Raw genomic sequence first — 26,310 nt, 5'->3', positions numbered from 1 at the left:
AGGAAGCGGTGAGACTTATGGGCACATTACATGAAAAGCTTGCTTTGCTGATGAAGAATCTGGAAGACATGGAAAGCGTCGCAGTGGCATTCTCCGGCGGCGTGGATTCTACTTTTCTGATGAAAGCGGCGCACAAGGCGCTGGGAGACAAGGCGGTAGCCGTTACGGCGCGTTCCCACGCCATTCCCGAGAGAGAGTGGAAAGAGGCGGCGGAGCTGGCGAAGGCGGAAGGCATCCGTCATGTAATGTTTGATTTCCCGGAGTGCGACTTAAAAGAGTTCGCACAGAACCCGCCGGATCGCTGTTACTACTGCAAAACGGCCATCCTGGGAAGAATGTGGGAAGTGGCGAAGCAGGAAGGCGCAGCGGAGATCGTAGAAGGAACCAACGCGGATGACGAGGGCGATTACCGTCCCGGCATGCGTGCGGTAAAGGAGCAGAAGGTAAAGAGTCCGCTGAAAGAGGCAGGACTTACCAAGGCGGAGATTCGGGAGCTGTCAAAGGAGTGGGGACTTCCCACCTGGGAGAAACAGTCTGCGGCATGTCTCGCGTCCCGTTTCGCTTACGGCGAACCCATTACCGTAGAGAAATTGAAGCAGGTAGAACGGGCAGAGGAGTATCTGCGCGGACTGGGCTTCGGACAGCTGCGCGTGCGGGTTCATGGCAATCTGGCCAGACTGGAGCTGACCGGAGAGGATGTGGAGAAGGTTTTTGCATCCGGGCTGAGAGAAGAGATTGATCAGACTCTGAAGGGACTGGGATACGCTTATGTGGCCCTGGATCTGAAAGGTTATCGTATGGGCAGCATGAATGAGGTGCTGACCAAAAAGTAAAGAGATAAAATAAACGGCAAAGGAGACGGCTTTATGGATGTGACCAGACTTTTGACACAGGTAAAAAATAATGAGATTAGCATAGAACAGGCGGAGGCAGAACTGAAGAATCTACCCTATGAGGATCTCGGATTTGCCAAGCTGGATCATCACCGTAAGGTCCGTCAGGGCTTTGAGGAAGTGGTATACTGTCAGGGGAAGACCACAGAGCATCTGGTGAAGATCTACCAGACGCTGGCGGGAGAGGGCATCGATGTGCTGGGCACCCGGGCCACCAGAGAGCAGTATGAGGCTGTACAGGTCGTTCTGCCGGAGGCAAAATGGGATGAAGTATCCCGGATCCTGAAAGTGGAAAAAAGAGAAAAGGAACTGAAGGGCCGCATCGTGGTATGCACGGGCGGAACCGCGGACGTTCCGGTGGCGGAGGAAGCCGCTCAGGTGGCGGAGTTCTTCGGCACGAAGGTCACGAGGCTTTACGATGTGGGCGTGGCGGGCATTCATCGTCTGCTGTCCAATATGCCGGCCTTTGAAGACGCCAGCTGCGTGGTGGCTGTGGCCGGTATGGAAGGAGCCCTGGCGGGCGTGGTAGCCGGACTGGTGGACGTGCCGGTTATCGCGGTTCCCACCTCCGTGGGCTATGGAGCGAACTTCGGCGGCGTGTCTGCCCTGCTTACCATGCTGAACTCCTGCGCCAACGGTATTACGGTGGTGAACATCGACAATGGCTACGGAGCTGCCTATGTGGCCACACAGATTAACCGACTGTCGCTGGGACAGAAGAAGCAGGAGGATGAGACTCATGAGTGATGGAAATACCTTATACCTGGAATGTCGTTCCGGAATCAGCGGAGATATGACAGTGGCGGCCCTTTTGGATCTGGGCGCTACGGAGGAGAATCTGAGGGTATCCCTGGCGAAGCTGCCGGTGGATGGTTATGAGCTTTCTTTTAAGAGAGTATTCAAGAACGGCCTGGAAGTTCAGGACTTTGATGTGATACTGGAGCAGGAGGTTCCGGCACACAGTCATGATCACGACCACGCGCATCATGAGCATAGTCATGAGCACCCGCACGACGGGGAGCATACCCATGACCACGATCACGGACATGTACACGACGAGGCCCACAGCCACGGCGACTTGCCCGCCCACGTACACCGCAGCTGGGCCGGCATCGAGAAGATGCTTCTGGAAGCGGATCTGAAGCCCCGGGTGAAAGCGTTATCCCTGCAGATGTTCCGCACAGTGGCCGAGGCCGAGGCCAAGGTACACGGTCGTTCCATTGACGAGGTTCACTTCCATGAGGTGGGCGCTGTGGATTCCATTGTGGATATTGTGGGCACTGCCATCTGTCTGGATGAGCTGAATGTGGATAAAGTCGTAGTTTCAGAACTGACGGAGGGCTGCGGACACATCCGCTGCCAGCACGGCATCCTTCCGGTGCCCGTCCCGGCGGTGCTGGAAATCGCGGCCGCCCACGGTCTGACCTTCCGCCAGATCGATCAGGAAGGGGAAATGGTAACTCCCACAGGAGCCGCCATCGCGGCCCTCTCCGAGGGAAGAATCCCGGAAGCCTACCGGGTGAAAAAAATAGGCATGGGCGCAGGAAAGCGCGTTTATAAGAATACAAATATTCTGCGGGCGATGTTGATTGAAGAGAGATAAATTATACGATTTCAATATCATCGTCGTGAAGCATCAGAAAAGCCAGTGTAAAAATGACACTGAAAAATTCCGTGGGAATGGTGTCATCCAGTACATGGATCTCCTTTGTGATTCCGGTCATCCGGGTGAGAAAAGCGATTTCCTGATGCTCCAGTGATACTTCGAATTCGCGGTGGGGAGTCTGGGTTATACTCAGGTCTCCCCATTTTGTATCTAGTGTCAGCGCACAGGCCATGGGCGGCTGCAAAAGCGAGGTACACTGCTGGTATTGCAGCTGTGTATCTTCGACAGAACCGTCGTTATAGTTCAGAAAAATGTGATCATTTTTCTGCTCGATCTGGACAAAGAACTCTCCGGAAGCATTTAAAACGGAAAGCTGTTTGGCGTGGGTCAGATTTTTTCGGATTTGTCCCACAAGCTTCATATCCTCCGTGTAAAGTTTATAGTTGTTTATATAATATTTTGCAATGATTTTCATACGAATACTCCTTGTATAAATGAGAGACCTGTTTTCATAATACCGGCCAGGATCATAACCACGATAGGATTCATTTTGCATTTTTGCAGGAGCACTATGCAAATGAGAAAAATGAGCACCAAACTCCAGCGGGTATTGGTAAAGACAATCGCAGCGGAGCTCCCCCAGAATGCAGTAATCAGGATGGAGATGCCTGCCGAGGCCACCAGGGCTACAACTGCAGGACGCAGGGTATCGAGAACACTCTGCAGTGCAGAGAGATTCCGGTACCGGAGATACAAGAACGCAATGAGGGTCACAATGATACAAGATGGCAGGATACATCCCATAGTTGCGACAATCGCCCCTGGAATTCCGGCAATTTTCAGCCCCACAAACGTGGCGGAATTAATAGCGATAGGTCCGGGGGTCATCTGGGAAAGTGTGATGAGATCCGTAAATTCCGTCATAGAAAGCCAGTGATGTCCAGTCACAACCTGTTCCTGAATCAGCGGCATGGCTGCATAACCGCCTCCGAAGCTGAAGGCGCCGATTTGCAGGAAGCTAAGAAAAAGTTCAAAATAAATCATGCCGCAGAAGTCCTCCTTTTCCGATAGAAAGCTTTCGTAATTCCAAGCAGACCACAGGCCAGAATGATGTAGATTACATTGATCTGAAGGATGCAGGAAGCCAGAAAAGCAGCCAGCATAACACAGTTGGAGAGAAGACTGTGACTGTGGAGCACACCGTCGGCCATTTCGTATACAACAGCGGCAATGACTGCGCCGACGCCGGCCTGCATACCTTCCAGCATCTGGCTCACAAGAAAGCTGTCGCGGAATGTGGTATAGAAGGCGGAGACGACAGATAAAATCACAAAAGGCGGAAGAATAGTTCCCAGAATAGAAACCAAGGCTCCGGCCAGGCCAGCCAGCTTATATCCTATCACAATTGCGCCATTGACTGCAATAGCGCCAGGTGAGGACTGGGCAATTGCTACCAGGTCAAGCATTTCATCCTCTTCAATCCAATGATAGCCGTCCACAAATTTTTTCTTCATAAGTGTCACAATTACATATCCGCCGCCGAAGGTAAAGGCACTGAGATATAGGGTCGAGATAAATAGTTTCAGTAAAATATTTTTTTTCTCGGGCATGCAGTTTTCCTCCCTTATTTCTGCCAATCGTTTCATGATAAGTCCTGTTATTTATTCCGAAAAACAGTATATGAAATGTTGACGCATATGTAAAATAGTATTATTTTATAATTATCATAATAAAAATATTATAAAGGAAATAAGGGAATCAGGATGACACTGAGACATATGAAAATTTATGTAGCAGTCTACAGGCATTGTAATGTGACCAGGGCAGCGGAAGAGCTTCACCTGGCGCAGCCGTCTGTAAGTCTGGCCATTAAGGAGCTGGAAGAATACTATGGAATCCGGTTGTTTGAGCGCATGGGACGCAGGATTCTGCCGACGGAAGGCGGAAAGGAGTTCTTCGGCTATGCGCTGCATATCGTTTCTTTGTTTGACGAAATGGAGCAGCGCGTCAAAAACTGGGACGCTGTCGGGAACGTACGGATCGGAGCCAGTATTACCATCGGAACACAGATTCTTCCGGATTTGCTTCAGCAGCTTCGTGTACAGGCGCCAGAGGTGCGAATAGAAGTCGCAATTAATAAATCTGATGTAATTCAGCAGAAGGTACTGGAGAATGGTGTCGATATCGGATTGATCGAGAATCAGATTCCCCATCGTGATCTCTGCACAGTTCCATTTATGCGGGATAACCTTTGTGCAATCATTCCTCCGGGTCATCCGCTGGAATTTGAAAAATCCGTAAGCCTGGAACAGTTGGCGGAATATCCGTTTTTGATGCGTGAGAGAGGAAGCGCAGGCCGGGAAATTTTGGACGGCTGTTTTGAAATGAAGCAGCTGAACGTACATCCTATGATGGAGAGTGCCAGTACCCGGGCCATCGTCAGCGCGGTGGCCAGACGAATCGGCGTGGCAGTGCTTCCTTATCTGCTGGTAAAAAAGGATATTCAGGAAGGACGTGTCCTGCAGTTGCAGTTGACAGAGCCATTGGAACGGAATCTGAATATCGTATATCACAGAAGCAAATACCTGACCGGTAATATGAACACTTTTATTGAGTTATGTAAACAATACGGAGAGGAGATCGGCCATGAGTAAGAATACATTATATCTGGAATGCTACGAGGGAATCACCGGGAAAATGGTGCTGGAGGCGCTGAAAGAGCTGGCGGGCGGCGTGGAAGCAGAAGAAGGATCCATGCAGGGAGAGATTCTTACACAGATAGACAGCCTCATGGAAACATTACAGATAGAAAAAATCACAGCTTCTCCAGTTTGGTCCGATAAAGGTCCTACTGACGCCGCAGGTCTGGCAATCGCAGCCCGCTCCTGCGGAGAGCGGCCGGAGCGGTTTATCGTGAAAAAGGTCGGCTTGGGAAAAAGCTATGTGAACCTATCAAACGGCACCCGCGCCATCAGAACTCTCCGGGCCATGCTCATTGAAGAGGAACAGGGCAGCGACCTCTGGATGCTGGAGAGCAACATTGACGATTGCTCCGGCGAGATCATGGGCTACACCCTTGAGCTTCTCTTTGACGCCGGAGCCCGGGACGCTTTTTTTACCCCCATCTTCATGAAGAAAAACCGCCCTGCCTATAAGCTGTCTGTTCTCTGCACCGAGGATCGGATCCGCGCTATCGATGAAATCCTCTTCCGGGAGACCACCACCATCGGCATCCGCCGCTACCGGGTGGAGCGGGAGGCCCTGAAGCGGCGCTTTTTTGAAGTAGAGCTCCCCGACGGCACCGTCCGCATCAAAGCCTGCCAGCTTCCAGACGGCGCCACCGAAAAACGTTACCCCGAATACGAAGATATAAAAAAGATCGCCCGGGAAACGGGGCGATCCTATCGGGAAGTCTATGAGGAGGCGAAAACGGAAGCCGAGAAAGTATCAGACGGATTCGCTTAGGAAAGAGCCATCAAAACAGCCCCGGAAACCCGGGGCCGTACGTTTTGCGATTTACACCGTATGCGTCCGCACCAGCTTTACCATGGTGCCGCCGAGCAGGAACAGGGCAATCAGGTTCGGGATAGACATCAACCCGTTAAAGGTATCCGCCACACCCCACAGCAGACCCAGGTCCACCGTAGCGCCCAGAATCGCCACAGCTGAATAAACCACCATAAAAGGCTTATTTACTTTGGAGCCAAACAGGAATTCAATACAGCGGGTGCCATACAGTCCCCATCCGATGATGGTAGAGAGAGCAAAGCAGCACAGAGCCACCGCGGTAAAGATGGATACCCAGCTTCCATAAGTGGAGGTAAAACCGCTGATGGTCAGCTCCGCGCCTGCCGCCGCGCCGAAGCCGATGGGCACGCCGCTGCAGAGAATAACCAGAGCCGTCATAGTACAGATGAGAATCGTGTCCATGAATACCTCAAAGATACCGAAGTACCCCTGATCCACAGCCACGCTGGTGTCCGCCGCCGCATGGGCAATGGAACCGGTACCGAGGCCGGCCTCATTGGAGAAGATACCGCGTGACACACCGTTCTTCATACTCAGGAAGAACGTACCCACCGCGCCGCCAGTGACGGCGGAGGGAGTAAAGGCACCCTCAAAAATCGAAGCAAGGACCGCAGGTACATGCCGGATATTCAGGCTGATAACGCCCATGGCCAGAATAATATAGAACAGGGCCATAAAGGGAACCAGCCGCTCGGTTACCTGACCGATGCGTTTGATACCGCCCAGCAGAATCATTGCCACCAGGACTGCGATGACGATACCGATGATCAGATTCATGGTCTGAATAAATCCATCCGAAGCGGAAACATAACTGAGCACCGCTGTGTCGATGGCAGTAGTAATCGTATTGACCTGAGTGGCGTTGCCGGTACCGAAGACGGTCAGCACGCCCAGGATCGCGTAGATGCAGGCCAGCCACTTGAACCTGGGGCCCAGACCATTTTTAATATAGTACATGGGACCGCCGACCCAGTCGCCTTTCTCATTCTTCTCCCGGAAATGAACCGCCAGGGTCACCTCGGAAAACTTGGTACACATACCCAGCAGGGCGGAGCACCACATCCAGAAAACAGCACCCGGGCCGCCCAGGGCGATGGCTCCGGCCACACCTGCGATATTGCCTGTGCCCACGGTGGAGGCCAGGGCCGTACAGACCGCCTGGAAAGGAGTAACCGCGCCGTCGGAGGCTCCTTTTTTATGGAAAAGCTTACCCAGGGTAACCTTAAAGGTATAGCCGAACTTCCGGAACTGAATAAAACGGGTACGGAAGCTCAGATACAGACCGACGCCGATGATACAGACCATGGCCGGGATACCCCAGACAAAGCCGTTCACAGCGCTGTTAATACGTTCGATGGTTTGCAGCATAACACAAAATCTCCTCACAAATAAAATGACGGCAACCGTGTGCCGCAATTATTTTTATTTTATCATAGATACCTCTGGAATGCGAGAAATTATTTCGGAAATAGAAATTAAGAACCGAAAAAATTAATGTATAATTTCAAAAAAACAAAAATCACCAAAATCAAAGAGGAAAGATTTCCGGTATAGAAAATATTGCAATTTTCAAAAAAATGTGTAAATATTATTCTGTATGCTATTCTGGCATTATTAGCAGAAAAATGACGGAAAAAGCAACTGAGGGGAAGAAAACATCCGAGTCACAGGTGATAAATATATGAAAGACAGAAAAAAAGGGTTTACTCTGACGGAACTGATGGTGGTTCTGGTCATTATGGCGATCATCGCAGCCATAGCCACTCCACTGTTTCTACGCTACTGGAGAATGGCGGAGTTCCGGAAGAACGAATCAAATGCGAGGACGGTTTATCTGGCGGCAGAATCCAGACTGACCTGGTACCGCTCCTCGGGGCAATGGGACGCGTTTAAAAAGAAAGTGGAGGCCGAGGGTATCCCGGCGGACGGCGTCTTTAACGATCCGGAGCGGAACAACCGGATCTATGCCATTACTATGGACGCGAACACATACGGAACAGAAAGCGCAGAGAAAAATCCGGTACTGGAGCTGCTGGATGATTCAGCCTATGATAAGGAGACCCTGAACGGAGCCATTGCCATCGAGATCGATGTGGAGTCCGGCCAGGTCTATTCGGCGTTCTACGGAACCAGGTGTAAGGGCCTGACTTATGAGGCCTCCGACACAGATCATTGTCTGACCATGCGGGAGCGGAGCTACGACAGCAGGAAAGAGCGGCTTCTGGGATACTATTCTGTGGAGGATACGGTGAATGTGGTGAACCTGGATCCGGTCCGGCTGCGGATCATGACCATCAGTCTTCTGAACAGCGAGAAGCTGTCCCTGAACTGGTCCTCCAATGCGGGCAGCGCCCTGGACGTAAGCTACGAGATCGCATTCTATAAAAGCAGCGATTCTGCCCAGCTGTTCAGTCTGGTTTTATCGCCCTTTGATATGAGATCCGATGGCTGGGACGGAAAAAGCGGCGGCTCCTCCGAGCTGGCCAGCCTGGAGCTGAAAGCAGCCGACGGAACCGGCAGGGGCTCCTGGAGCTTCCCGGTGACCTGCACCGAGGGCAAGTATTCCCTGGTGCTGGACGCCATGATGTCTGCGAAGCTGTGCGCTGCCCTGGAGGCGGGTGGGGAGGATCTGGCCAGAACCAGCAGCACCAGCATTCTCCGTCTGGCAGGCGTAGCGTCAGCTCTGCAGAACGAGCAGAATATCTACGCTACAGTTAAGGCAATTCCTTACGCGGGAACGGGAACCGTACATACAGATATGGAGTACCGGGACAGCGAGCCCGTTACCTCCAATACGGCGAACACCCTTTACGGGGACAAAACCAGCGGAACCGCCGTGCAGATCAGCGCCTTCCGTCATCTGTCAAATATCCGTTACCGCAGTGGCAGTCAGGCGGATACTTATACTCTGACAGCCAAGAATATGGACTGGGCTTCCGTGGGAACTGGTCTTTATGATCTGACTTCCGTAGGCGGAGGCATACAGCTGCCTGCCTGGTGCGATAACGGCAATGCGGTGAATGACTTCCCCACGGTACCGGAGCTGCAGAAGAACGCAAAGCTTACGGGAAATGGGGACAAGACCCTGGTATCGAATCTGAAATTGGGCAGAAAGTCCGTCCTGAATGATGCGGAAGCAGACGCCTTTCAAGCGGGAGGGGCAGTCAAAGCTGCCTATCTGGGTCTCTTCGGTCAGATATACGGAAGCGTAGAAAATGTGACTTTGAAAGATCCGACGTTGGAGCTGATCACCGATAAGGAGAATTCTTATACCGGTTTAAAAGGGATCGGTATCCTGTCCGGCTACAGCAGAGGTAAGCTGACCGGGATCACTGTGGACGCAAAAAAGACAGAAACTATAACGGCAGATGCCGGGAATAAGGGAACGGTATACGTGGATCTGGGAGACTCCGGTTCCCGGGCGGCCGTGGGCGGCATCACAGGCGTGATAGCAGATAGAACAGCTGCGGGAAGCGGCTTCTCCGGTCTGAACGGAGTGATTTTCCAGGATCTGACCATGGATGGCACCATGCGCGTGGAGCTTCCTGCGGATAAAGGAAGTCTATCGGATGAAAAGGCACAGAAAAAGATCAATTACGGTATCGGCGGTATCGCAGGCTTTGTCTGGCTGAATAACAGCGTCGCGGAAAAGAGCCGTCTGGAAGACTGCGCGAACCATGCGGATATCTCCGGCAGCGTATTCACGGGCGGTATCGTGGGACGGCTTATGGGAACCATAGGAAACGGAACTACAGGCAGCTATCAGGACCGGGCGGATGTGTTGGACTGCAGCAACGACGGCCTGATTCTCAGTACCGAGGATGCGGCCGCAGACGCCCTGACCGGACATTACTTTGGCGGCATTGTGGGCTACGGGTATGAGAGCGTTATCCACGGAGCCACGGCGGCCTCCGGCCGGGACAGCAGCTTTTCCTATGATGAGAGCAAAAAGTTCCTGCTGAAGGGCAGCTATGTGGGCGGCATCATCGGTTACGGCGATGCCACCGTGATCAACAACTGTTCCACCCGGCGACGGGGTTATGTGCTGGGCGCAAAGTATGTGGGCGGTATCGCAGGCGGCCTGGGCAGCGACATCGCTGAATCTATCCGCGCAGACGAAAACGTATCTGTTACCACCAATGCCAGCTACATCATCGGTCTGAGCTATGTGGGTGGTATTACCGGAAGAAATGATAGTGGCGTAGTGTTGAAAAACTGCGTCAATAACGGCGTGGCGGCCTGCTATGAGAAGTACGCAGGCGGTATCGTTGGTTATAATGAGAACGGAGCGGAGATTCAGGACTGTACCAGCTATCTGTCCGATTATGACAGCTCGGTCTTCAACATGATTGTGAAAAAATGGAAAGCCACCGGCGACTACGCGGGCGGCATCGCCGGTTATAATAACGGTTCCATCCGGTTTTCCAAAGACAGCGAAGCCATCACAGTCAAATCCGTATCCAGTATCGTGGTGGGCGGTGACTATGTGGGCGGTATCGCCGGATTCAACGATGTGAAAGGTACACTGGACGTGCATTATACCCTTATCGGCGGCCAAATCTACGCCTATGGCAATGGAGCAGGTGGTATCTTCGGCCTGAACGCGTCGGAAAGTGTGTTGGAGCAGGAGCTGACCGTAAAACCCAAAAGTGTGGAAGGAAATTACTGCGTGGGTGGCCTCATCGGCGCGAATATCGTGGATCTGTCCAAAGATCGGATTATGGATAAATTCCGCTCGGATAACTCCCTGGGTTCTATCACAGGCCGGGCCTTTGTGGGCGGTATCATCGGATATCAGAGAACCTATACGGCAGCCCAGCTGAATGGCAAGGCTGTGGAGACTCTGATGCCCAATCTGCAGGACGGTACCCATGTACCGAAGGAGACCCTGCGTTCCGCCAATGGATATTGCCTGACCATCAAAGGAAAGGACGACGCTGCCGTAAATAATATCCCCATTGCAGCCGGCTGGTACGCAGGCGGCGTGGTGGGATATTGTGAGAGGGACAGCTATCTGATCTTGAAGAATTGTAAGAATACAGGGAATCTGTCCCTGGCCTCCGGCGTGGGAGAAGGCGACGGCGTTTCTCTGGGAGATTTTGTGACCAGTAGCGAGGTGGGACGAAGCCTATCTGCGGACGCAGGAAAGACCCGGGTGCATTTCGTGGGCGGTATCATCGGTGTGAATCTGGAAAATCAGATCATCGACCACTGCACGAATACGGGCAACATGTCCGGCAGTGTGGGGATCGGCGGTATCGTGGGCCTGAACGCAGGCTATATCTATGACTGTACCTTAAGCGGAAACTTCGGAAGTGCTTCTTTAAGCTATCTGGGCGGTATCACGGCCCTGAATATCCACAGCGCCGATGGAACCAGAACCTATGAAGGAAAAACCTATACCACCGGAACGGTAGAGAACTGCAGCACCGCAAAGGGACGCACCATTTCCGGTAACAGCGACGTGGGCGGCATCGTGGGCTGGAACCTGGACGGCGGCATCCTGAAGGACAATACCAGCGCGGCCAATGTGACAGGCAGGGGCGATTACGTGGGGGGCTTTGCCGGACGGAACAGAGGACTGCTTCAGCTGAAAGCGGCGGAGGCGGCTTCCGACAGCAAGACTGTACAGAGCAGCCAGGGCCAGGGTATCGGCGGTATCGTGGGAATCAACGAAGCATCCGGAGCCATCCGGGTGACCGGAACTGCCGACGCCAACGGAGAGCTGGTCGTCATCGGAAAGGGCGTCACGGTCACAGGGCGGAAAAATGCAGGCGGCATCGCCGGAATCAATCTGGGAACTCTGGGCGACAGCAGCGGTCCGGCTCTCACCAGCAGCGCCAAACTGGTACGCGCCTCCAAGGGCATGGCAGGCGGCGTGGTGGGAGCCACTAGCGGCAATCTGATCAATGTGGTGAACCGTTCCGAACTGGTAACGGCAGACGAGGGAACCGCAGGCGGCATCACCGCAGTGAACACCACCGGAAAGACGGTCAGCAGCTGTAAGAATTACGGCCCGGTCAGAAGCAGCAACGGTTACGCGGGCGGAATCGTGGCGGATAATAAGGGAACCGTGGCGGACTGTACCGTGGCGGGCACCGGATCCGGCGCCAATGTAACCCGTACCGAGATCTATAGCCGTGGCGTGGATTCCATCGGCGCTATCTGTGCGTTGAACAGCGGTACGGTGAAAAACAGCGTGCCGGGATCCGCAGTGGTTTTACGCGGTTCTGCTGCCATCTACGGCGGTGTCGTAGGAACGAACACGGGAACTGTCACAGATACGACCATGGCACAGATGCCGGAGATCAACAGCACCTCCGGAAATGTGACCGCAGGCGGCGCAGTGGGACAGAATGAAGGAACCGTAAATCATGTAAAAACAGAAGGAATCAGCTTTGCTGACTTCCAGAACTACCGTTATCTGGGCGGTATCGTCGGAACCAACGGGCTGACAAAGGGCGGCGAGAACGGCGCTCTGGTACAGAACTGCGTATTTTCAGGAACTATCCGGGAAAAGAGCGGAGCGGCGGGCAATAGCTACGGCGGCATCGCTGGTATCAACGGCGGCCGTCTGGAGAGCAACAGTGTGGGAAAGCTCACCCTGGACGTTCAGGGCGTGTATACAGCCACCAGCACTAGCACCACGGCAGAGAAGGAAAGCCTCTCCAGCTACGCGGGCGGCATCACCGGAAAGAACGAGCAGTACGGCATCATAAGAAGCTGTACCCTGGAAAACCGGGCGGACAGCAGTCTGACAGCGGCCTATGGTATGCTGGGCGGCGTCACCGGCTTCAATAAGGGCGCCATCGAGCTGTCCGGCAGCAGCGTTACGCCGGACGTGATGACCGACGATGTGCTGAATCAGAGTAAGACTGCCCGGGAGAGACTGTCTCTGCTGGATCAGAAGGCCAGGGCACAGGGCCTGTATGGGGATCAGAATGAGGATTGGGTAAACTGGACCAATAACGCCCAGGTGGAGAATCTGACCTATCATAAGAGCAACAAAAAGGTGTCTGCGGACCGGATGAATATCCGTATGACTACCAATGGCAATCTGGGCGGTATCGCCGCCTACAATGCCACCACCGGTTCCCTGCAAAAGTGCGTATCCGGAAACTGGTTCCTGGTGAACAAGTCCAATACCCTGGGCGTAGGTACCGGCGGTATCATCGGTATGAACGAGTCCGAAAAGAATCTGGGCTATCTGGTAAACGGGGCCTTTGTAGGCCGTCAGCTGACCAATGCGGATACGAACCGTTTCGCGGGCGGCATCATCGGAAACCAGAACAATACCACCACCGGCGGCTGGACCATCAGTTACAGTGTGAATTACGGAACCGTATACTGCTATCGGACCCATTATTCCGGCGGTATCATGGGACAGTGGACCGGAACAGGCGGAACCATCGAGAACTGCAGGAACTACGGAACACTCCAGACCAGCCATCAGGCGGCCTGGGTAGGCGCTTCCGGCGGTATCGTGGCCCAGCTCTACCACGCTTATAAGGATAACGAGTACAATATTATCGGCTGTGGAAACTACGGTAGCATCTATAAAAAGAAAGCGAGCAGCGACGACTCGGGAGCCAACGACAGCGCGGGCATCCTGGGAAATATCACCAATTACGAGATGGCAGCGGGCAAGACAGGAGATCCCTATACGGTGCAGATCCTGGACTGCTTCAATGGGCCGGGCGTGGAGATCTATTCCTCATCCATGGCCTCCGGTATCTTCGGCTTCCTGTCCTGCGACAATGTGGCAGGGAAAGCGAATAATGTAGCGGTACCCCAGATTCGGCGCTCCACAGAGACGACCACCATCCGGATCGAGCGATGCCGGAATTTCGCCCATGTTCTGAAAGGAAACAATTACTATGGCGGAATCTTTGGTGACCGATACGGCGGATGGTCGGATCATACCATTGTCAAAGACAATGTTTCCGTAAATCCCACAAAGGATTATCACAAGGAAAATGGAGACGGACGTTATCCCACTTACGCCAGAGGCATCGGAAACCAGGGCGGAGTCGGCGATATTCCGGCAGAAGACCGGAAAAACAATTACTATGTGGATTATGACTGGGGATATTCTGACGTGGTGATCAGCGAGGACGCGCCCAGTGGAAGCAGCAGCGCGGGAAATGGCTATTATGAGCAGGATATTCAGGGAAAATATACCCATAATCTGTTCTTCATGAAAGATCAGACGAAGGGCGTAAGAACCTTCCTGGCCAGTATTGTGCCCAGAAACTCGAATGGAATGACGACAGTCTACGGTAATTCCGATTACATTGATAAATACGGAAATATCCGGGACGGTTCCGGAAACAAAAAGGGAGAGGTTCTGTACTATGTAGACGCCAAAACCTATTCCCGGTCGGATCTGAGCAGCCTCATTACGGCAGATCCGGAGAACCCGGTATTTGTAAACGCCCGGACCGGCTACTATCGTCTGGAAGGCATCGTGGATAACAAGATTCTGGCCCCTGCCAGCGCCACAGCCAAGGTGGAGGACGGTAAGGTCACCATGGACATTACTCCGGCAGCTCTGCCCGGCTCCACATCCGGCGAGCAAAGCGATCCCTTCCTGTATCGGGTAAGAGTGACCGCCGACGGACAGAGTAAGATTTATAATCTGTATACGGAAAATGGAAGCTTTGAGCTTCCGGCTGAGGCCTCGGGAGAGGTGACCACCATAGAAGTGCAGGCAGTCAGCATGTATGAGGAGGTCGGAGAATCTGACTGGATTACGGCGAAGACTTACGAGATCAGCGAAATCCTTCCGGAACCGGAAGTGCGGGTAGAACTGGTTCCCAATGGGGACGCGGGAAGCAGCGGCAGGTACCATGCATACCGCTTTAAGCTGGAGAATCTGGAGGAGTATAACCGACAGCAGAACGGCGCGTATCTCTACGCCGACTGGCAGGTTATCATCAAAGTGAATGGAAAGACCATCACGCTGAACCGGAATACGCCGGAGGCAGACACGACGATGGAATCGGATGGAGGCTATGTGTTCCAGATGACGGCCCAGGCATCGGATCCCAAGGGAAAACTGACCGCATCCGGGACCATATCCACGCCGGTGGCGTTACCCTGGTATCGACCGGCCATGACACTGAGTTATATGGATGAGTATAACCCGGTTCTGACGAAGAACATTACCGTTACCGGAACCACCCAGGAAGATATGACCATTACGGTAGAGCTGGATGCCACCGGGCAGAAAGGCGTAGATACGCCGCCGGTATACCGGATCGAGATTTTGGGAGACTGGACGGATCAGGATGGAAATCAGACAACGGACGCGGTACTGGCGTCCCGGAATCTGCTGACCGTATCCGCAGGAAAAGCGACAGCCACCTTCACGAATCTGCCGGAATATATCAGCCGGGCAGAGAATATGCGTGTGCGGATCTGGTACGCCATGTCCGGACTGGGCCCGGTATATGCCTATACAGAAGACGTGCCCGAGGCGGAGGCCAATGTAAAAGAACTGACCGACGTAATCACAGAGACTCAGGATGACGGAAGTGAAGCAGAGACAGAGACCTGGAAGTATCTCAGCAGCACGACCCTGAAGAATACGGGAAATTATTTCTCATGGAATGGCCAGGGCCAGTACTTCTGCACTTCTGACCAGCTCTGGACCTGGCTGGACGCGCCGGAGCTTGAGGGTGTGAATCAGACTCTGGAGCCGCAGTATGGAGAGAACGGAGAGCTGAAGTATACCTTCAGATGGATGGGCAGCGCCGCCGCCGACTATCAGGTATCTCTGGCAGGGATCGATGGAGATGGGCGCGAAGTGGTCATCTCCAGTACACAGACCATCAGCGGAAACAGCTGGACTGTGGATGGAGCCGACTGGAATTACACCCAGGTACGCCTGAAGGTGACCCAGGTGGGAGGAACCACGGGTACCGGAACGCTCCGTATCGGACGGGCCAGCACCGGAACCTATAAAGTAAAGCCCCGATTGGAGAGCCCGGCCCAGCCCGGCGTACAGATCGTCAATGAAAACGAACTGATTTATAAGCTCAGCTGGTTGCCCATTACTTCAGAAGAAGGCTGTACCGGCTATCAGCTCTATATCCGTACCCGGGATACAGACGGTAATCTGAGCGCTGCCGCTTTGCTGGGAACAGAGGCCGGTATCGGTGAAAAAACAGAGGCCGGAACCTATGAGGTTACCCGGAATCTGGAGGATTATGCAGGTCAGACGGTGGTGATTTACCTGGTGGCAAAGGCGGATGTGAACGGCGATTATCTGGACAGCCTCTCCGGTATCACCAATGAAGTGGAGATTTCGAACCGGTTGAAAGCGCCGAATATCGACTGGGCCAAGAGCTGGGAGTACACGAGAGACAATCCGACCCGGGCGGAGGACTTCCGGAATACCGATGACGGCGCCAATGGCCTGGAGATCACGGCTACGGCACAGGATGACACCAGTATGCCGCCCGGCGGCAGTGCATATCTGCTGAGAGCCCATATCTATAACTCAGAGGCAGAAGCGGCAAACCCGGATGCCACACCGCTGGCTATTTACCCGGCCTCCTATGAGGCGGACGGCACACCGGTACAGATGGAGCAGACTGCCGATCCGAAGGTCTATGATTACGCGCTGGCGGATCTGCCGCTGAAGTACGCAGGTAAATGGATTGTATTCTATGCCCGGATTTCCTCCGGCGGCGGAAATGTAAGCTCCGCCTGGAGTCAGGCCGGTACGCCCTTCCGTCTGCCCTACGTGAAGCTGGATACACCGGAGCTGAACGGACAGAGCACACAGACCACTGAGGTCAGCGTCAATATTACGGATAAGCCGGGACTGCCGGATACTGTGGAAACCTGGAATACAGAGCGGAATGTGCTGAAGTGGACCGGCGTGGACAGCGCGGATCTCTACCGGCTGGCTCTGAAAGGCTTTAATACGGATCTGGCCGGAGACTACCGGATTCAGGAGACCGAGGAGGTCGCCGAAGACGGAACCGCACAGCAGACTATTGTAGTGCTGCACCGGATGGTGGAGACGGACGACGACGGCAATGAAACAGAAACGTGGATAGAGCTGGAGAAAAAGGCGGCCGATGACGGAAGCCTGCACTTTACCCTGACCGGATATGAAACTACCGTGACCGGAAGCTATACCAGCACCAACGGAACCGGTAACTATTCCATGGATTTGAGCGCCGAGCTGACGGCAGTCCGGGATGCGGATACCGAAAGCTGGTCCTACGAGCTGAAGCTGCCCGACGCCGTAAGGGTGACCGCTAAGGACGGAAGCGCTGTGGAGGCTGTCCGGCTGACGAAGAAGGTCACTTTGCAGGCCGACGTCCGGGATAATCTGGAGGAGCCTTTAAGCGAGGCCTATGTAGAGTCCGAACAGGCGGAGATCAGCTTCCAGCAGGAATAAACGGTAACAGATATAGAAACAAAGAGATGGCAGGAACGGAAAGGAGGAAGCCCATGCGGAAGGACAGATGGATCAGCCTGAAAGAAAATCAGAACAAGGGCGTATCGCTGGCAGTGGTGCTGTGCGTGTCCGCGTTCTTCATTGCGTTTTCCGCGGCGATCCTGTATACAGCAGGGCTCCTCACATCCCAGAGCACCCGGAGACTGGAGCAGGAGCGCAGCTATCTGCTGGCTTCCAGCTACGGGGAGCTGTTGGATACGGAGCTGGAGAAATACACAGATAAAAATGACAGGAACGCAGAGGGAACCTTTTATGCTTTTGTGAACCGGTTCCTGGACAGTGACCTGTATAAAGCTTATGATTCCCAGCTCCCCGAGAGCACCAGCTACGATTATGTGCCCGAGGGAACGAACACGGCAAAACCGTCGGAGAATACGAGCCTGCCCGAGGGGTATGGGAATATCAGTATCCGCCTCCGGAAGGGAGAAAACAGCGCCGATCATGCCGGAGAGAATGGGAATCTCATCGAGGTTACAGGCGGTTCCGCCAACTACACCTCCATCATCGAGGGCATCCAGAATATGTATGTCCGGGAGTATATGGTGCTGGTGGATGTGACTGCTTATTATGGAGATATGGCTTATACCTATACGACCGAGTACACCCGGGAGGAGCAGTACGAGGTGGAGTTCCGGCAGGGGGACGCCCTGATCGTCTGGGATAAGAACGAGAATGTCTGGAAAAAGGGAAGTACAGGAGGAGAGCTCTATGATCCAACGGTGACCGGAGAACCTATCCGCTATACTTTTGACAAGTCTCGAACCCGGTCCAGCCGGTTTGTGAAGAATACCTACACGGAGGGAGGGACTGCAGATGGCTGAGAAGAACAGACGAAACGCCGGGGAGACCCTGGTGGAGGTCATGGCCAGCATCTTTATTTTTCTGATGATGATGGGGATCCTGCAGGGAGCTGTCTCCTACAGCAGCGCGGCTCTGGCCAGAAATAAAGAAATTCGGGCCCGTAATGCGGAGATTCTGGAAAGCCTGGCAGGGGCGGATACGGAAAAGAAGTCCGAGCTGACTTTTCAGTTCCGGGCGTCGAACGCCTCCCTGAGCGTTCTGGGAGACCGGACCTTCGCGGTGGACGCGGAGCTGGCGGAAAAGCAGGCAGGATACACCGATCAAAACGGAGTGCGTCAGAATGTCACCTTCTATCTGTACCGGAAGCCGGGAGGTGATACGCCTTGAGAATAAAAAAAATACTGCGGCAGAAGCAGGGAACTACCCTGGTGGAAATGCTGGCATGTCTGACGCTCATCAGCATCATACTTCTGATGGCGGCCCGGGGCTTAAGCTCCGCCTCCCGGATCTTCCTGCGGCTGCAGAAGACCCAGTACGCCCAGTCCATTCTGGATACAGCCATGACAGAGCTGCGGAACGTGGCAGGAGAGGCCACCGGGTATGTGAAGATTTATGAAAACGGAACCCATATCGCCGGACAGACCGGAACCACCTCGGGCACAGCCCTGGAATTTCTGGACAGCAAGGGGTATGTGAGGCTGCTGACCACAGACGGCTGTGAGGCCACAGAGCTGTACCGGGGAGACGAGGAACTGGGAACAGCGAAAGCGGTGGAGGCAGGAGAACTGCTGACCCGTTACTACACCCGGAACAATGACGGGACTTATGTCTGCGCCAAAGACGGGACGCCTGTGGCCAGGGCCATGGAACCGGCCTATTCCAAGGGCTTTTATATGGAAAATTATCTGGAGATCGTCTACCGGATTCCCGACGGTATCCAGGAAGGCGATCCGGTGGACACCATGGTGGTCACCGTGAATCTTTACGAGGACGAAGAACATCGGAAACTGGCGGCTTCCGACGCGGAGGTGCTTGATTTCCGCTATGAAGTAAAGTATACTAAGGCCAACACCGCGGAATGACAAAAAAAGTCAAAAAAACAGGTTAAAAATGCAAAATCAAGAAGATATGAACGCTGCACCGGGCGTTGATATAAAAAAGGAAAAGGAGTAAAAGAAATGCTGAAGAAACTTAAAGAGAACAAAAAAGGCTTTACTCTGGTAGAGCTCATCGTTGTACTGGTGATCCTGGCTATCCTGGCAGCTCTGCTGGTACCGGCACTGACCGGATATATCGATAAGGCGAAGAGAAAATCCATCGTGGCTGAGACACGTCAGGTTGTTATGGCGGCACAGACGCTGGTAGATGAAAAGTACGGCACAGTAGATGCCGGCGCTGATACCATTAAAATCGAAGACGGCACGAAACCTGCTACCGCTACGATTACGATTACGAAAAATGAGATTGCAACGCTTGCGGAAGTAGGCGGAACGATTGGCGACAGCGAAGTAGAGAAGGGTGTAGTAAAGAAAATTGTATACACCAGCAAAGGAAAAACCTGTACATATACAAAAGGTGCTACCGCTGGCTCTGACGGAGCATATGATGTGGCTGAGTAATTAGTTATAGTATCACAGAAAGGATCCCGCCCACATGCAGCAGTCACAGCGAGAAGAAACGCAAATGCGGAAAACAATTTTATATCGCCGGATTCGCAGTGGGCTGACGATCCTGTGTATCCTTCTGCTGGCCGTTGTTCTGGTTACGCCCGGAGTACTGCAGCTGTTGTACCGGGCAGATTCAAAGGTCGCTCTGGGGCATGCCAAGTCGGTGCGTATGGCAATGCAGGCAGCGGGTGCGGAACAATACGGCAGAGGCAGTGCGTTCAGCGACGTCTCCGGTCAGGGAGGCGTCGCCGAAGGCATCTATGAGGAGATTCTTCTCCTCAGTAAAGCGCCGGGAGATTTCTGGATCCTGCAGATGGATCCGGACGGATACCGGGTGCGGGAGTTCCTGTATCGGGAAAACGAGTATACGGTCTGGTACGACGCGGATGCAGAGAAGACCTATAGGGTGTATCATAACAGTGATATGATAGATACCGGAGAGTAGACAGAGTCATGTTAGGTATATTAGAAGGAATCTTATGGCTGATCAGGTTTCTGTTCGGAGCCTGTATCTTCAGTTTTTTATGTGTGGTCGCAGACCGCATGCCCCGGAAGGAGAGCATCGTAAAGGGGCGGAGCCACTGTACCGCCTGCGGACATGTGCTGACGCCGGCGGAGCTGATTCCCTGTGTGAGCTATCTGTGTCTGAGAGGACGATGCAGGGCCTGTGGCGCCGGGATTCCGGTGCGGGAGTTTTTATGTGAGACAGTGGGCGGAGCAGCCTTTGTGCTGTGCGCGGTTCACTATGGTTTTGGAGTTACCGGGCTGATTTCTCTGGAAGGCGCGGTGGTTTTTTGTTATCTTGGAATATTACTGGCAGTCGCCCTCATCGACTGGGAGACCCAGATGATTTATAATCGATTTCATATACTGATTCTGCTTCTGGCGGTGGTACAGTGCATGCTTGTACCGGAGCATGGGCTTCCGGACCGGCTGCTGGGGGCGGTAATCGTGTCTGTTCCCATGCTGGCACTGACTCTTCTGGTGCCCGGAGCCTTTGGAGGCGGAGATATCAAGCTGATGGTTGTGACCGGACTGTTTCTGGGAACGGCGCCCACCGTGGTGGCCATGTTCCTGAGTCTGGTGGCGGGCGGAGGTTTTGCAGCGGGCATGCTGCTTGCAAAAAAGATGGAAAAAACGGATCAGTTCGCCTTCGGCCCCTTTCTGGCCTTTGGGCTGGCAGTGGCGGCCCTGTGGGGCGATCAGATCGCAGGCTGGTATCTGAGCCTGTTATAGGATCCTGTTGAATGAAAAGGCGAAACAGATCACGCATAAGAGAGAGAGGACAGAGACAGATGGCACAGTTTCGATATAGCGCCAAAGATATGGCCGGTAAAGTACACAGAGGAACCCTGGAAGCAGCCACGGAGAAGGCGCTTCAGGAAGAACTGACCGAACAGGGCCTCTTCCTCATCAATGCGAAGAATCTGACGGAAGCCAAAGGGCATAAGAGGCTGAAGCCCAAGCAGCTGGCTGATTTCTGCCGGGAGCTGTCCACCCTGCTGGCCTCCGGTGTCAGTCTGGTGCGGGCTTTGGATATTATTTCCGGCCAGGAGGGGATTCCCGGGTCCGAGCGGGAGATTTATCAGGCAGTGCTTCTGGATCTGAGAAAGGGAATCAGCCTGTCCGAGGCCATGGAAGCACGGGGGTGTTTTCCGGAACTGATGCTTGGCATGATTCGTTCCGGCGAGGGAAGCGGTAACCTGGATCAGGTGGCGGAGCGGCTTTCCATTCAGTACGAAAAGGAGTATAAGTTGAGCCAGCAGGTAAGATCGGCCATGACCTATCCGGCCATTCTGCTGATTCTGAGCGTGGTTGTCGTGATTCTGATTGTGACCTTTATTCTGCCCCAGTTCCAGACTCTTTTTGACCAGATGGACAGTCTGCCGAGAGTGACATTAATTCTGATGGGGATCTCAGACTTTCTGGTGAAGCGTTGGTATTTGGCGATTCTGGGGCTGTTGGCGATGATTGCGGTGATCCGGCTGATTGTGGGGATTCCCGGGGTGCGGAGGCAGATCGATTACCGGAAGGTACACATGCCGGGCTTTGGCAGGCTTTTTAAAGTCATTTACACGGCCCGGTTTGCCAGGACCTTAAGCAGTCTCTATTCCAGCGGTATGCCCATTGCCCAGGCCATCGGCATCGCCGGGAAGACTGTGGGAAATACCTATGTGGAAGAGCAGTTTGACATGGTGGTGACTCAGGTACGGAGCGGTATCGCCCTGTCCCGGGCCCTCCATGAGGTGGATGGCTTTCTGTTGAAGCTTTCCAGTACGATTCTGGTGGGAGAGGAAAGCGGACAGCTGGATGTGATGCTGGACTCCATTGCGGCGACTCTGGAAGAGGACGCGGAGCAGGCCACCAAGCGGATGGTGACGCTGCTGGAGCCCATTTTGATTATCTGCATGGCAGTGGTGGTAGGATTTATTATGATCGCAGTCATGCTGCCCATTTACCAGTCCTACGCGGCCATTGAGAACGCGTAAGGCAGAGGCCCGGGAAGAGGAGAAATACGGAGGAGACAGACCATGAGTGATACAGTCATTGTACTGAGAGAAGAATGTATCCTGGCCGCGGAAGGAAAGGCCGGACGCAGTCCCCGGATCACGGGGGTACGCCGGATTCCGCTGGAAGGATATGGAAATACCATGGAGCAGTGGAAAAAAGCCCTGTCCCGGTATCTGGAAGCGGCGAGTCCGGAACATGTGAAGCTGGTGCTTCCGGTATCCTATTCCACCGCCCGGGCCACCCAGATTCCCTACGCCACAGGAAAGCAGCTGTACCGGATGGCGGAGAACGTCATGCGGGAGAGCGTAAGCGAGGGCGTGGCGGACTACGGCCTCATCGGCGGAGGTAAGAAGCAGGGCTGGAGCCTGTGCTGCGGCGGAGCTTCCCAGGAGTTCTTAAACGGGCTGGAGGAGATGATTCAGGAACTGGGTCTTCCGGTGGATTCCCTGACCGTACCCCTGGAAGGGTATCTGCAGCTATTGTCTTATCTGAAGGCGCCGAAGAATAAAACTGCAATCTATCTGCTTTTTGAGGAAAACAGCGTTACCAGCCTTCTATATAAGGACGGCGTTTATCATTATTCCACCCGGAGCAGGATTTTCAGCGAGCGGGGAACCCTGGACTTCGGTACGGAGATCGTGCGGAATATCTCCGGTATGCTGCAGTTTTACGCCACCACCAAGGCTGCAGATCCCATTACGGACGTATATTACGGGGGCTGTGCCGCGGATGACTTTGAGGCGGGCGTGGAGGGCATCCGGCAGATGAATCTGACCGTGCATCCGCTGGAGGTACGGGTGCCTTTCGATGCCGATGGGCAGCCTGGCGACTGGCTCACCTGTATCGGGGCCATGCTTTCCGAGAAGAAGGATATGAACCTTTACCGGGCATGGCTGGCGGAGAATCAGGAAGAAACGAAGGTCGCCGGAAGTTTCTGGAAGCACTGCATCGTCCCGGCGGTGACCTTTGTGGCCTGCATGGCTGTGTTTGGCGGCGTGAGTCTCTGGAATCACGGGGTGTCCCGGGAGATTCGGAAACTGAACGAATGGATGTCGGAAGAAACTGTAAGGAACTCTTATCTGCAGGCTCAGCAGCGGAAGCAGTACAGCAATGAACTGGCGGCCTCCATCAATCAGGTAAACCAGATGACGGAGAATCTGGCCACCTACCCGGATCTGACCAACGCCATGATTTCCCGTATCGAGGATGTGAGCGGACGGGACATGAACGTGGAGGTACAGGGCGTGGATATGTCTACCGGAACCCTGAGCTTTAATGCGGTGAGCCGGGAAGTTATCGACATCCCGGGATATATCAGCAAGCTGGAATCGACAGGACTCTTTGAGTCCGTGAACTATACGGGCTATGCCTACGGGGACGGCGAGTACACGCTGGCGCTGTCCTGTGTACTTCAGGCAGTGGAGGTGAAAGAATGAAGCTGGATATGGAATTAAAACCGGGAGACGTGGTGCTGCTGAAGCTTCTGGGCAGTCTTCTGATCTTTGTCCTCATCGGACAGTTTCTGATCCTGCCGGGTATCCGGAAGCATCAGGATCTGGCGCTGGAACGGGAGCAGACAGAAGAGCGGAAGCAGGAGATGGAAGACACTATTGCCAATGCGCCCATGGTGGAAAAGCAGATCGAACAGCAGCAGGAGCAGTTAAAGCAGGTATCGAATCCCTACTATGGCCGTATGGGCAATCAACAGGTGGACGAGCTGGTCACCGGCCTGATTCTGGACCATAACCTGTTTCCGGTATCCTTAAGCATCGGAGATACCTATGCGGAAGTTCCGGCGGCATACTTCCTGTCCCGGCGGGCTGCAAACGCTGCGGAGGCATCCGATACGGATACCACGGCGGATACAGGGGCGGAAAGCACAGCGAATATGGGAACCCTGTTGCAGGCCGAATATACGAATATCACGCCTGTGACCGTAAGTATCCGGGGAACCGGAGAGAATATCCGGGCGTTCCTGAATGATATCGCCCTGAACTGTCCGGGCCTGCAGGTGCGTTCCTTCAGCATGAACAGCGGAACCTATGTGAGCGATGCCCTTCAGATTGTGGGCAGCACAGACGCCGTTTGTACCCTGTATGTATACAGCTGCGGAGACAGAGGAGCGTCCGGAGAGGAGACAAATCAGTGAATACGAATCTGAGAATCGGAGAAGTACTGACAGAGAAGGGATATGTGACAGGTGAGCAGATGGCCCAGGCCCTGGCGTATCAGAAGGAACACCGGGATATGCGTGTGGGTCAGATCTTAAGGGAGCTTGGCTTTGTCACAGAGCAGCAGGTACTGGACGCCCTGGCCAGCAAACTACAGTTGAAAATCGTGGATGTGGCCCAGCTGAGCGTGGATCTGAAAGCTGTAGCCCTCATAAGCCGGGAACTGGCGGAGAAGAATCTGATGCTTCCCATCAGCGTCCGTGAGCATCATATGGTGCTGGCCGTGAACGATCCCCTGAATTATTTCGCTTTGGAGGAGATACGCCAGCAGAGCGGCTGTCAGCTGGAGATCTGTCTCTGTGAGGAAGAACCGCTGAAAAAGGCCATTTCCTATTACTTTGCGGAAGTCAATGCCCGAAAAGCGGCCAGTCAGGCTAATGTGGGTTTCACCACCACTGGGGCTGAACTGGCCATCGAGGATCTGGGAAGCAGCGATGACGAAGCACCGATCATCCGTCTGCTGAACAGTCTTCTGGAACGTGCCATCAAGACTAACGCCAGTGATATCCACATCGAGCCCTTTGAGAACGAGACCCGGGTGCGGATGCGGATCGACGGCGTAATCATGGAATATGTTACCATTCAGAGAAATATCCACGCGCCCCTCATTGCCCGGATTAAGATTCTGGCGAACCTGGATATCGCCGAGAAGCGGATTCCACAGGACGGCCATTTCCGGGTAAAGCTGGACGAAGGAAATATCAATATCCGTGTATCCGTACTGCCGACAGTCTTCGGGGAGAAGGCAGTACTGCGTATTCTGGCCTCCGGCGGCCAGATGGAGCATGCGGATCACTTCGGTATGGACGATTACAGCTATCAGCAGTTTTTGCCCATGCTGAACTACCCCAACGGCATTATCTATATCACAGGACCCACCGGAAGCGGTAAGTCCACCACCCTGTATATGGTTCTGGAGCATCTGATGAGCCGGAATGTGAATATTTCCACCATCGAGGATCCGGTGGAGAAGAATATCACAGGCATCAACCAGACTCAGGTAAATCCGGCGGCGGGGCTGACCTTCGACGTGGGTCTGCGGGCGCTGATGCGCCAGGACCCGGATATCATCATGGTAGGAGAGACCCGTGACGGTGAGACTGCCGGCACCTCTGTCCGCGCGGCCATCACCGGTCATGTGGTACTGTCCACCCTGCATACCAACGACGCGGTATCCAGTATCGTCCGTCTGGAGGATATGGGTGTGGAGACCTATCTGGTGGCCAATTCCCTGGTGGGACTGGTGGCCCAGCGACTGCTCCGGAAGGTCTGCCCCAACTGCGGCAGGGAAATGGAGACCACCGGGCAGGAGCGTCTGTTCCTGGGACAGGAGGTAAAGAAGGTCCGTCGGGGCATGGGCTGCGCCCACTGTAATAATACCGGCTACAGCGGCCGAATCGCGGTACATGAGATTCTGGCCATTAACAATGAAATCCGCCGCATGATTGTGGATCATGCCTCGGTGGAGGAGATCACCGCGTACGCCATCGGCCATCAGCACATGCGGACCCTGAAGGAAAGCGGCCTGATTCTGGTGAAGGAGGGTGTGACCACCCCGGAGGAGCTGATGAAGATCAGCTACGGAGAATAACTACGG

Annotated in this window: 20 protein-coding genes; 16 read left to right on the top strand and 4 right to left on the bottom strand. The window is 54.0% G+C overall.

The window, feature by feature from the left end; genetic code table 11:
- Positions 1–17 precede the first annotated feature (17 nt).
- The 3 genes from larE to larC are packed head-to-tail and all read left to right on the top strand — an operon-like array spanning position 18 to position 2,496.
- On the top strand, positions 18–833 hold the full coding sequence (larE, locus tag H8S44_RS02335; RefSeq protein ID WP_186872681.1) for an ATP-dependent sacrificial sulfur transferase LarE: 816 nt from the start codon (positions 18–20) through the stop codon (positions 831–833).
- Between the two features lie 33 nt (positions 834–866).
- Positions 867–1,640 (top strand): nickel pincer cofactor biosynthesis protein LarB, encoded by a 774-nt coding sequence (larB, locus tag H8S44_RS02330; RefSeq protein WP_186872682.1) that lies wholly within the window; start codon positions 867–869, stop codon positions 1,638–1,640.
- On the top strand, positions 1,633–2,496 hold the full coding sequence (gene larC, locus H8S44_RS02325; RefSeq protein WP_186872683.1) for a nickel pincer cofactor biosynthesis protein LarC: 864 nt from the start codon (positions 1,633–1,635) through the stop codon (positions 2,494–2,496). The genes larB and larC overlap by 8 nt, the downstream gene beginning before the upstream one ends.
- Before the next feature lies 1 nt (position 2,497).
- Here larC and H8S44_RS02320 read toward each other — a convergent pair whose 3' ends face one another.
- The 3 genes from H8S44_RS02320 to H8S44_RS02310 are packed head-to-tail and all read right to left on the bottom strand — an operon-like array spanning position 2,498 to position 4,109.
- Entirely contained in the window at positions 2,498–2,974 is a 477-nt protein-coding gene (locus H8S44_RS02320) for a hypothetical protein (RefSeq protein ID WP_186872684.1), read from the bottom strand.
- Positions 2,971–3,543 carry a chromate transporter gene (locus tag H8S44_RS02315; RefSeq protein WP_186872685.1) on the bottom strand — a complete coding sequence of 191 codons (573 nt, stop codon included), beginning with the start codon at positions 3,541–3,543 and terminating at the stop codon, positions 2,971–2,973. The genes H8S44_RS02320 and H8S44_RS02315 overlap by 4 nt, the downstream gene beginning before the upstream one ends.
- Positions 3,540–4,109, bottom strand: a complete 570-nt coding sequence (locus tag H8S44_RS02310; protein ID WP_186872686.1) for a chromate transporter — start codon at positions 4,107–4,109, stop codon at positions 3,540–3,542. The genes H8S44_RS02315 and H8S44_RS02310 overlap by 4 nt, the downstream gene beginning before the upstream one ends.
- A 168-nt stretch (positions 4,110–4,277) precedes the next feature.
- On the opposite strand from H8S44_RS02310, the gene H8S44_RS02305 reads away from it, so the two are divergent.
- Both H8S44_RS02305 and larC2 read left to right on the top strand, forming a co-directional pair.
- Positions 4,278–5,153, top strand: coding sequence for a LysR family transcriptional regulator (locus H8S44_RS02305; RefSeq protein WP_243167449.1), 876 nt, complete (start codon positions 4,278–4,280; stop codon positions 5,151–5,153).
- Positions 5,146–5,964 carry a nickel pincer cofactor biosynthesis protein LarC2 gene (larC2, locus tag H8S44_RS02300; protein ID WP_186872688.1) on the top strand — a complete coding sequence of 273 codons (819 nt, stop codon included), beginning with the start codon at positions 5,146–5,148 and terminating at the stop codon, positions 5,962–5,964. Before H8S44_RS02305 ends, larC2 begins: the two co-directional genes overlap by 8 nt.
- A 51-nt stretch (positions 5,965–6,015) precedes the next feature.
- On the opposite strand, the gene H8S44_RS02295 is transcribed toward larC2, so the two are convergent.
- On the bottom strand, positions 6,016–7,395 hold the full coding sequence (locus H8S44_RS02295) for an alanine/glycine:cation symporter family protein (RefSeq protein WP_186872689.1): 1,380 nt from the start codon (positions 7,393–7,395) through the stop codon (positions 6,016–6,018).
- 313 nt (positions 7,396–7,708) lie between these two features.
- Between H8S44_RS02295 and H8S44_RS02290 the strand changes: the two genes are divergently transcribed.
- From H8S44_RS02290 to H8S44_RS02240, 11 genes are all read left to right on the top strand, one after another.
- Complete coding sequence (locus tag H8S44_RS02290; protein WP_186872690.1) at positions 7,709–17,443, top strand: prepilin-type N-terminal cleavage/methylation domain-containing protein; 9,735 nt, start codon at positions 7,709–7,711, stop codon at positions 17,441–17,443.
- 53 nt (positions 17,444–17,496) lie between these two features.
- Positions 17,497–18,324, top strand: coding sequence for a hypothetical protein (locus tag H8S44_RS02285; RefSeq protein ID WP_186872691.1), 828 nt, complete (start codon positions 17,497–17,499; stop codon positions 18,322–18,324).
- A complete protein-coding gene (locus H8S44_RS02280; RefSeq protein ID WP_186872692.1) occupies positions 18,317–18,691 on the top strand; it encodes a PulJ/GspJ family protein in 375 nt (124 codons plus the stop codon). Before H8S44_RS02285 ends, H8S44_RS02280 begins: the two co-directional genes overlap by 8 nt.
- Positions 18,688–19,386, top strand: a complete 699-nt coding sequence (locus H8S44_RS02275) for a PulJ/GspJ family protein (protein ID WP_186872693.1) — start codon at positions 18,688–18,690, stop codon at positions 19,384–19,386. The genes H8S44_RS02280 and H8S44_RS02275 overlap by 4 nt, the downstream gene beginning before the upstream one ends.
- A gap of 96 nt (positions 19,387–19,482) precedes the next feature.
- A complete protein-coding gene (locus H8S44_RS02270; RefSeq protein WP_186872694.1) occupies positions 19,483–19,923 on the top strand; it encodes a type II secretion system protein in 441 nt (146 codons plus the stop codon).
- Between the two features lie 64 nt (positions 19,924–19,987).
- Entirely contained in the window at positions 19,988–20,416 is a 429-nt protein-coding gene (locus tag H8S44_RS02265) for a hypothetical protein (protein ID WP_186872695.1), read from the top strand.
- Positions 20,417–20,424: 8 nt separating this feature from the next.
- Complete coding sequence (locus H8S44_RS02260) at positions 20,425–21,207, top strand: prepilin peptidase (protein ID WP_186872696.1); 783 nt, start codon at positions 20,425–20,427, stop codon at positions 21,205–21,207.
- A gap of 59 nt (positions 21,208–21,266) precedes the next feature.
- Positions 21,267–22,460, top strand: a complete 1,194-nt coding sequence (locus H8S44_RS02255; RefSeq protein ID WP_186872697.1) for a type II secretion system F family protein — start codon at positions 21,267–21,269, stop codon at positions 22,458–22,460.
- A 42-nt stretch (positions 22,461–22,502) separates the two neighbouring features.
- Positions 22,503–23,918, top strand: a complete 1,416-nt coding sequence (locus H8S44_RS02250) for a hypothetical protein (protein WP_186872698.1) — start codon at positions 22,503–22,505, stop codon at positions 23,916–23,918.
- Positions 23,915–24,631, top strand: coding sequence for a hypothetical protein (locus tag H8S44_RS02245; RefSeq protein ID WP_186872699.1), 717 nt, complete (start codon positions 23,915–23,917; stop codon positions 24,629–24,631). Before H8S44_RS02250 ends, H8S44_RS02245 begins: the two co-directional genes overlap by 4 nt.
- Complete coding sequence (locus H8S44_RS02240; protein WP_330593510.1) at positions 24,628–26,304, top strand: GspE/PulE family protein; 1,677 nt, start codon at positions 24,628–24,630, stop codon at positions 26,302–26,304. The genes H8S44_RS02245 and H8S44_RS02240 overlap by 4 nt, the downstream gene beginning before the upstream one ends.
- Positions 26,305–26,310: the final 6 nt, after the last annotated feature.

Source organism: Anaerosacchariphilus hominis (genome assembly GCF_014290175.1).
Lineage (GTDB): Bacteria > Bacillota > Clostridia > Lachnospirales > Lachnospiraceae > Laedolimicola > Laedolimicola hominis.
The sequence above is the reverse complement of the archived record's forward strand: the minus strand, read 5'-3'. Positions and strand labels throughout refer to the sequence as shown.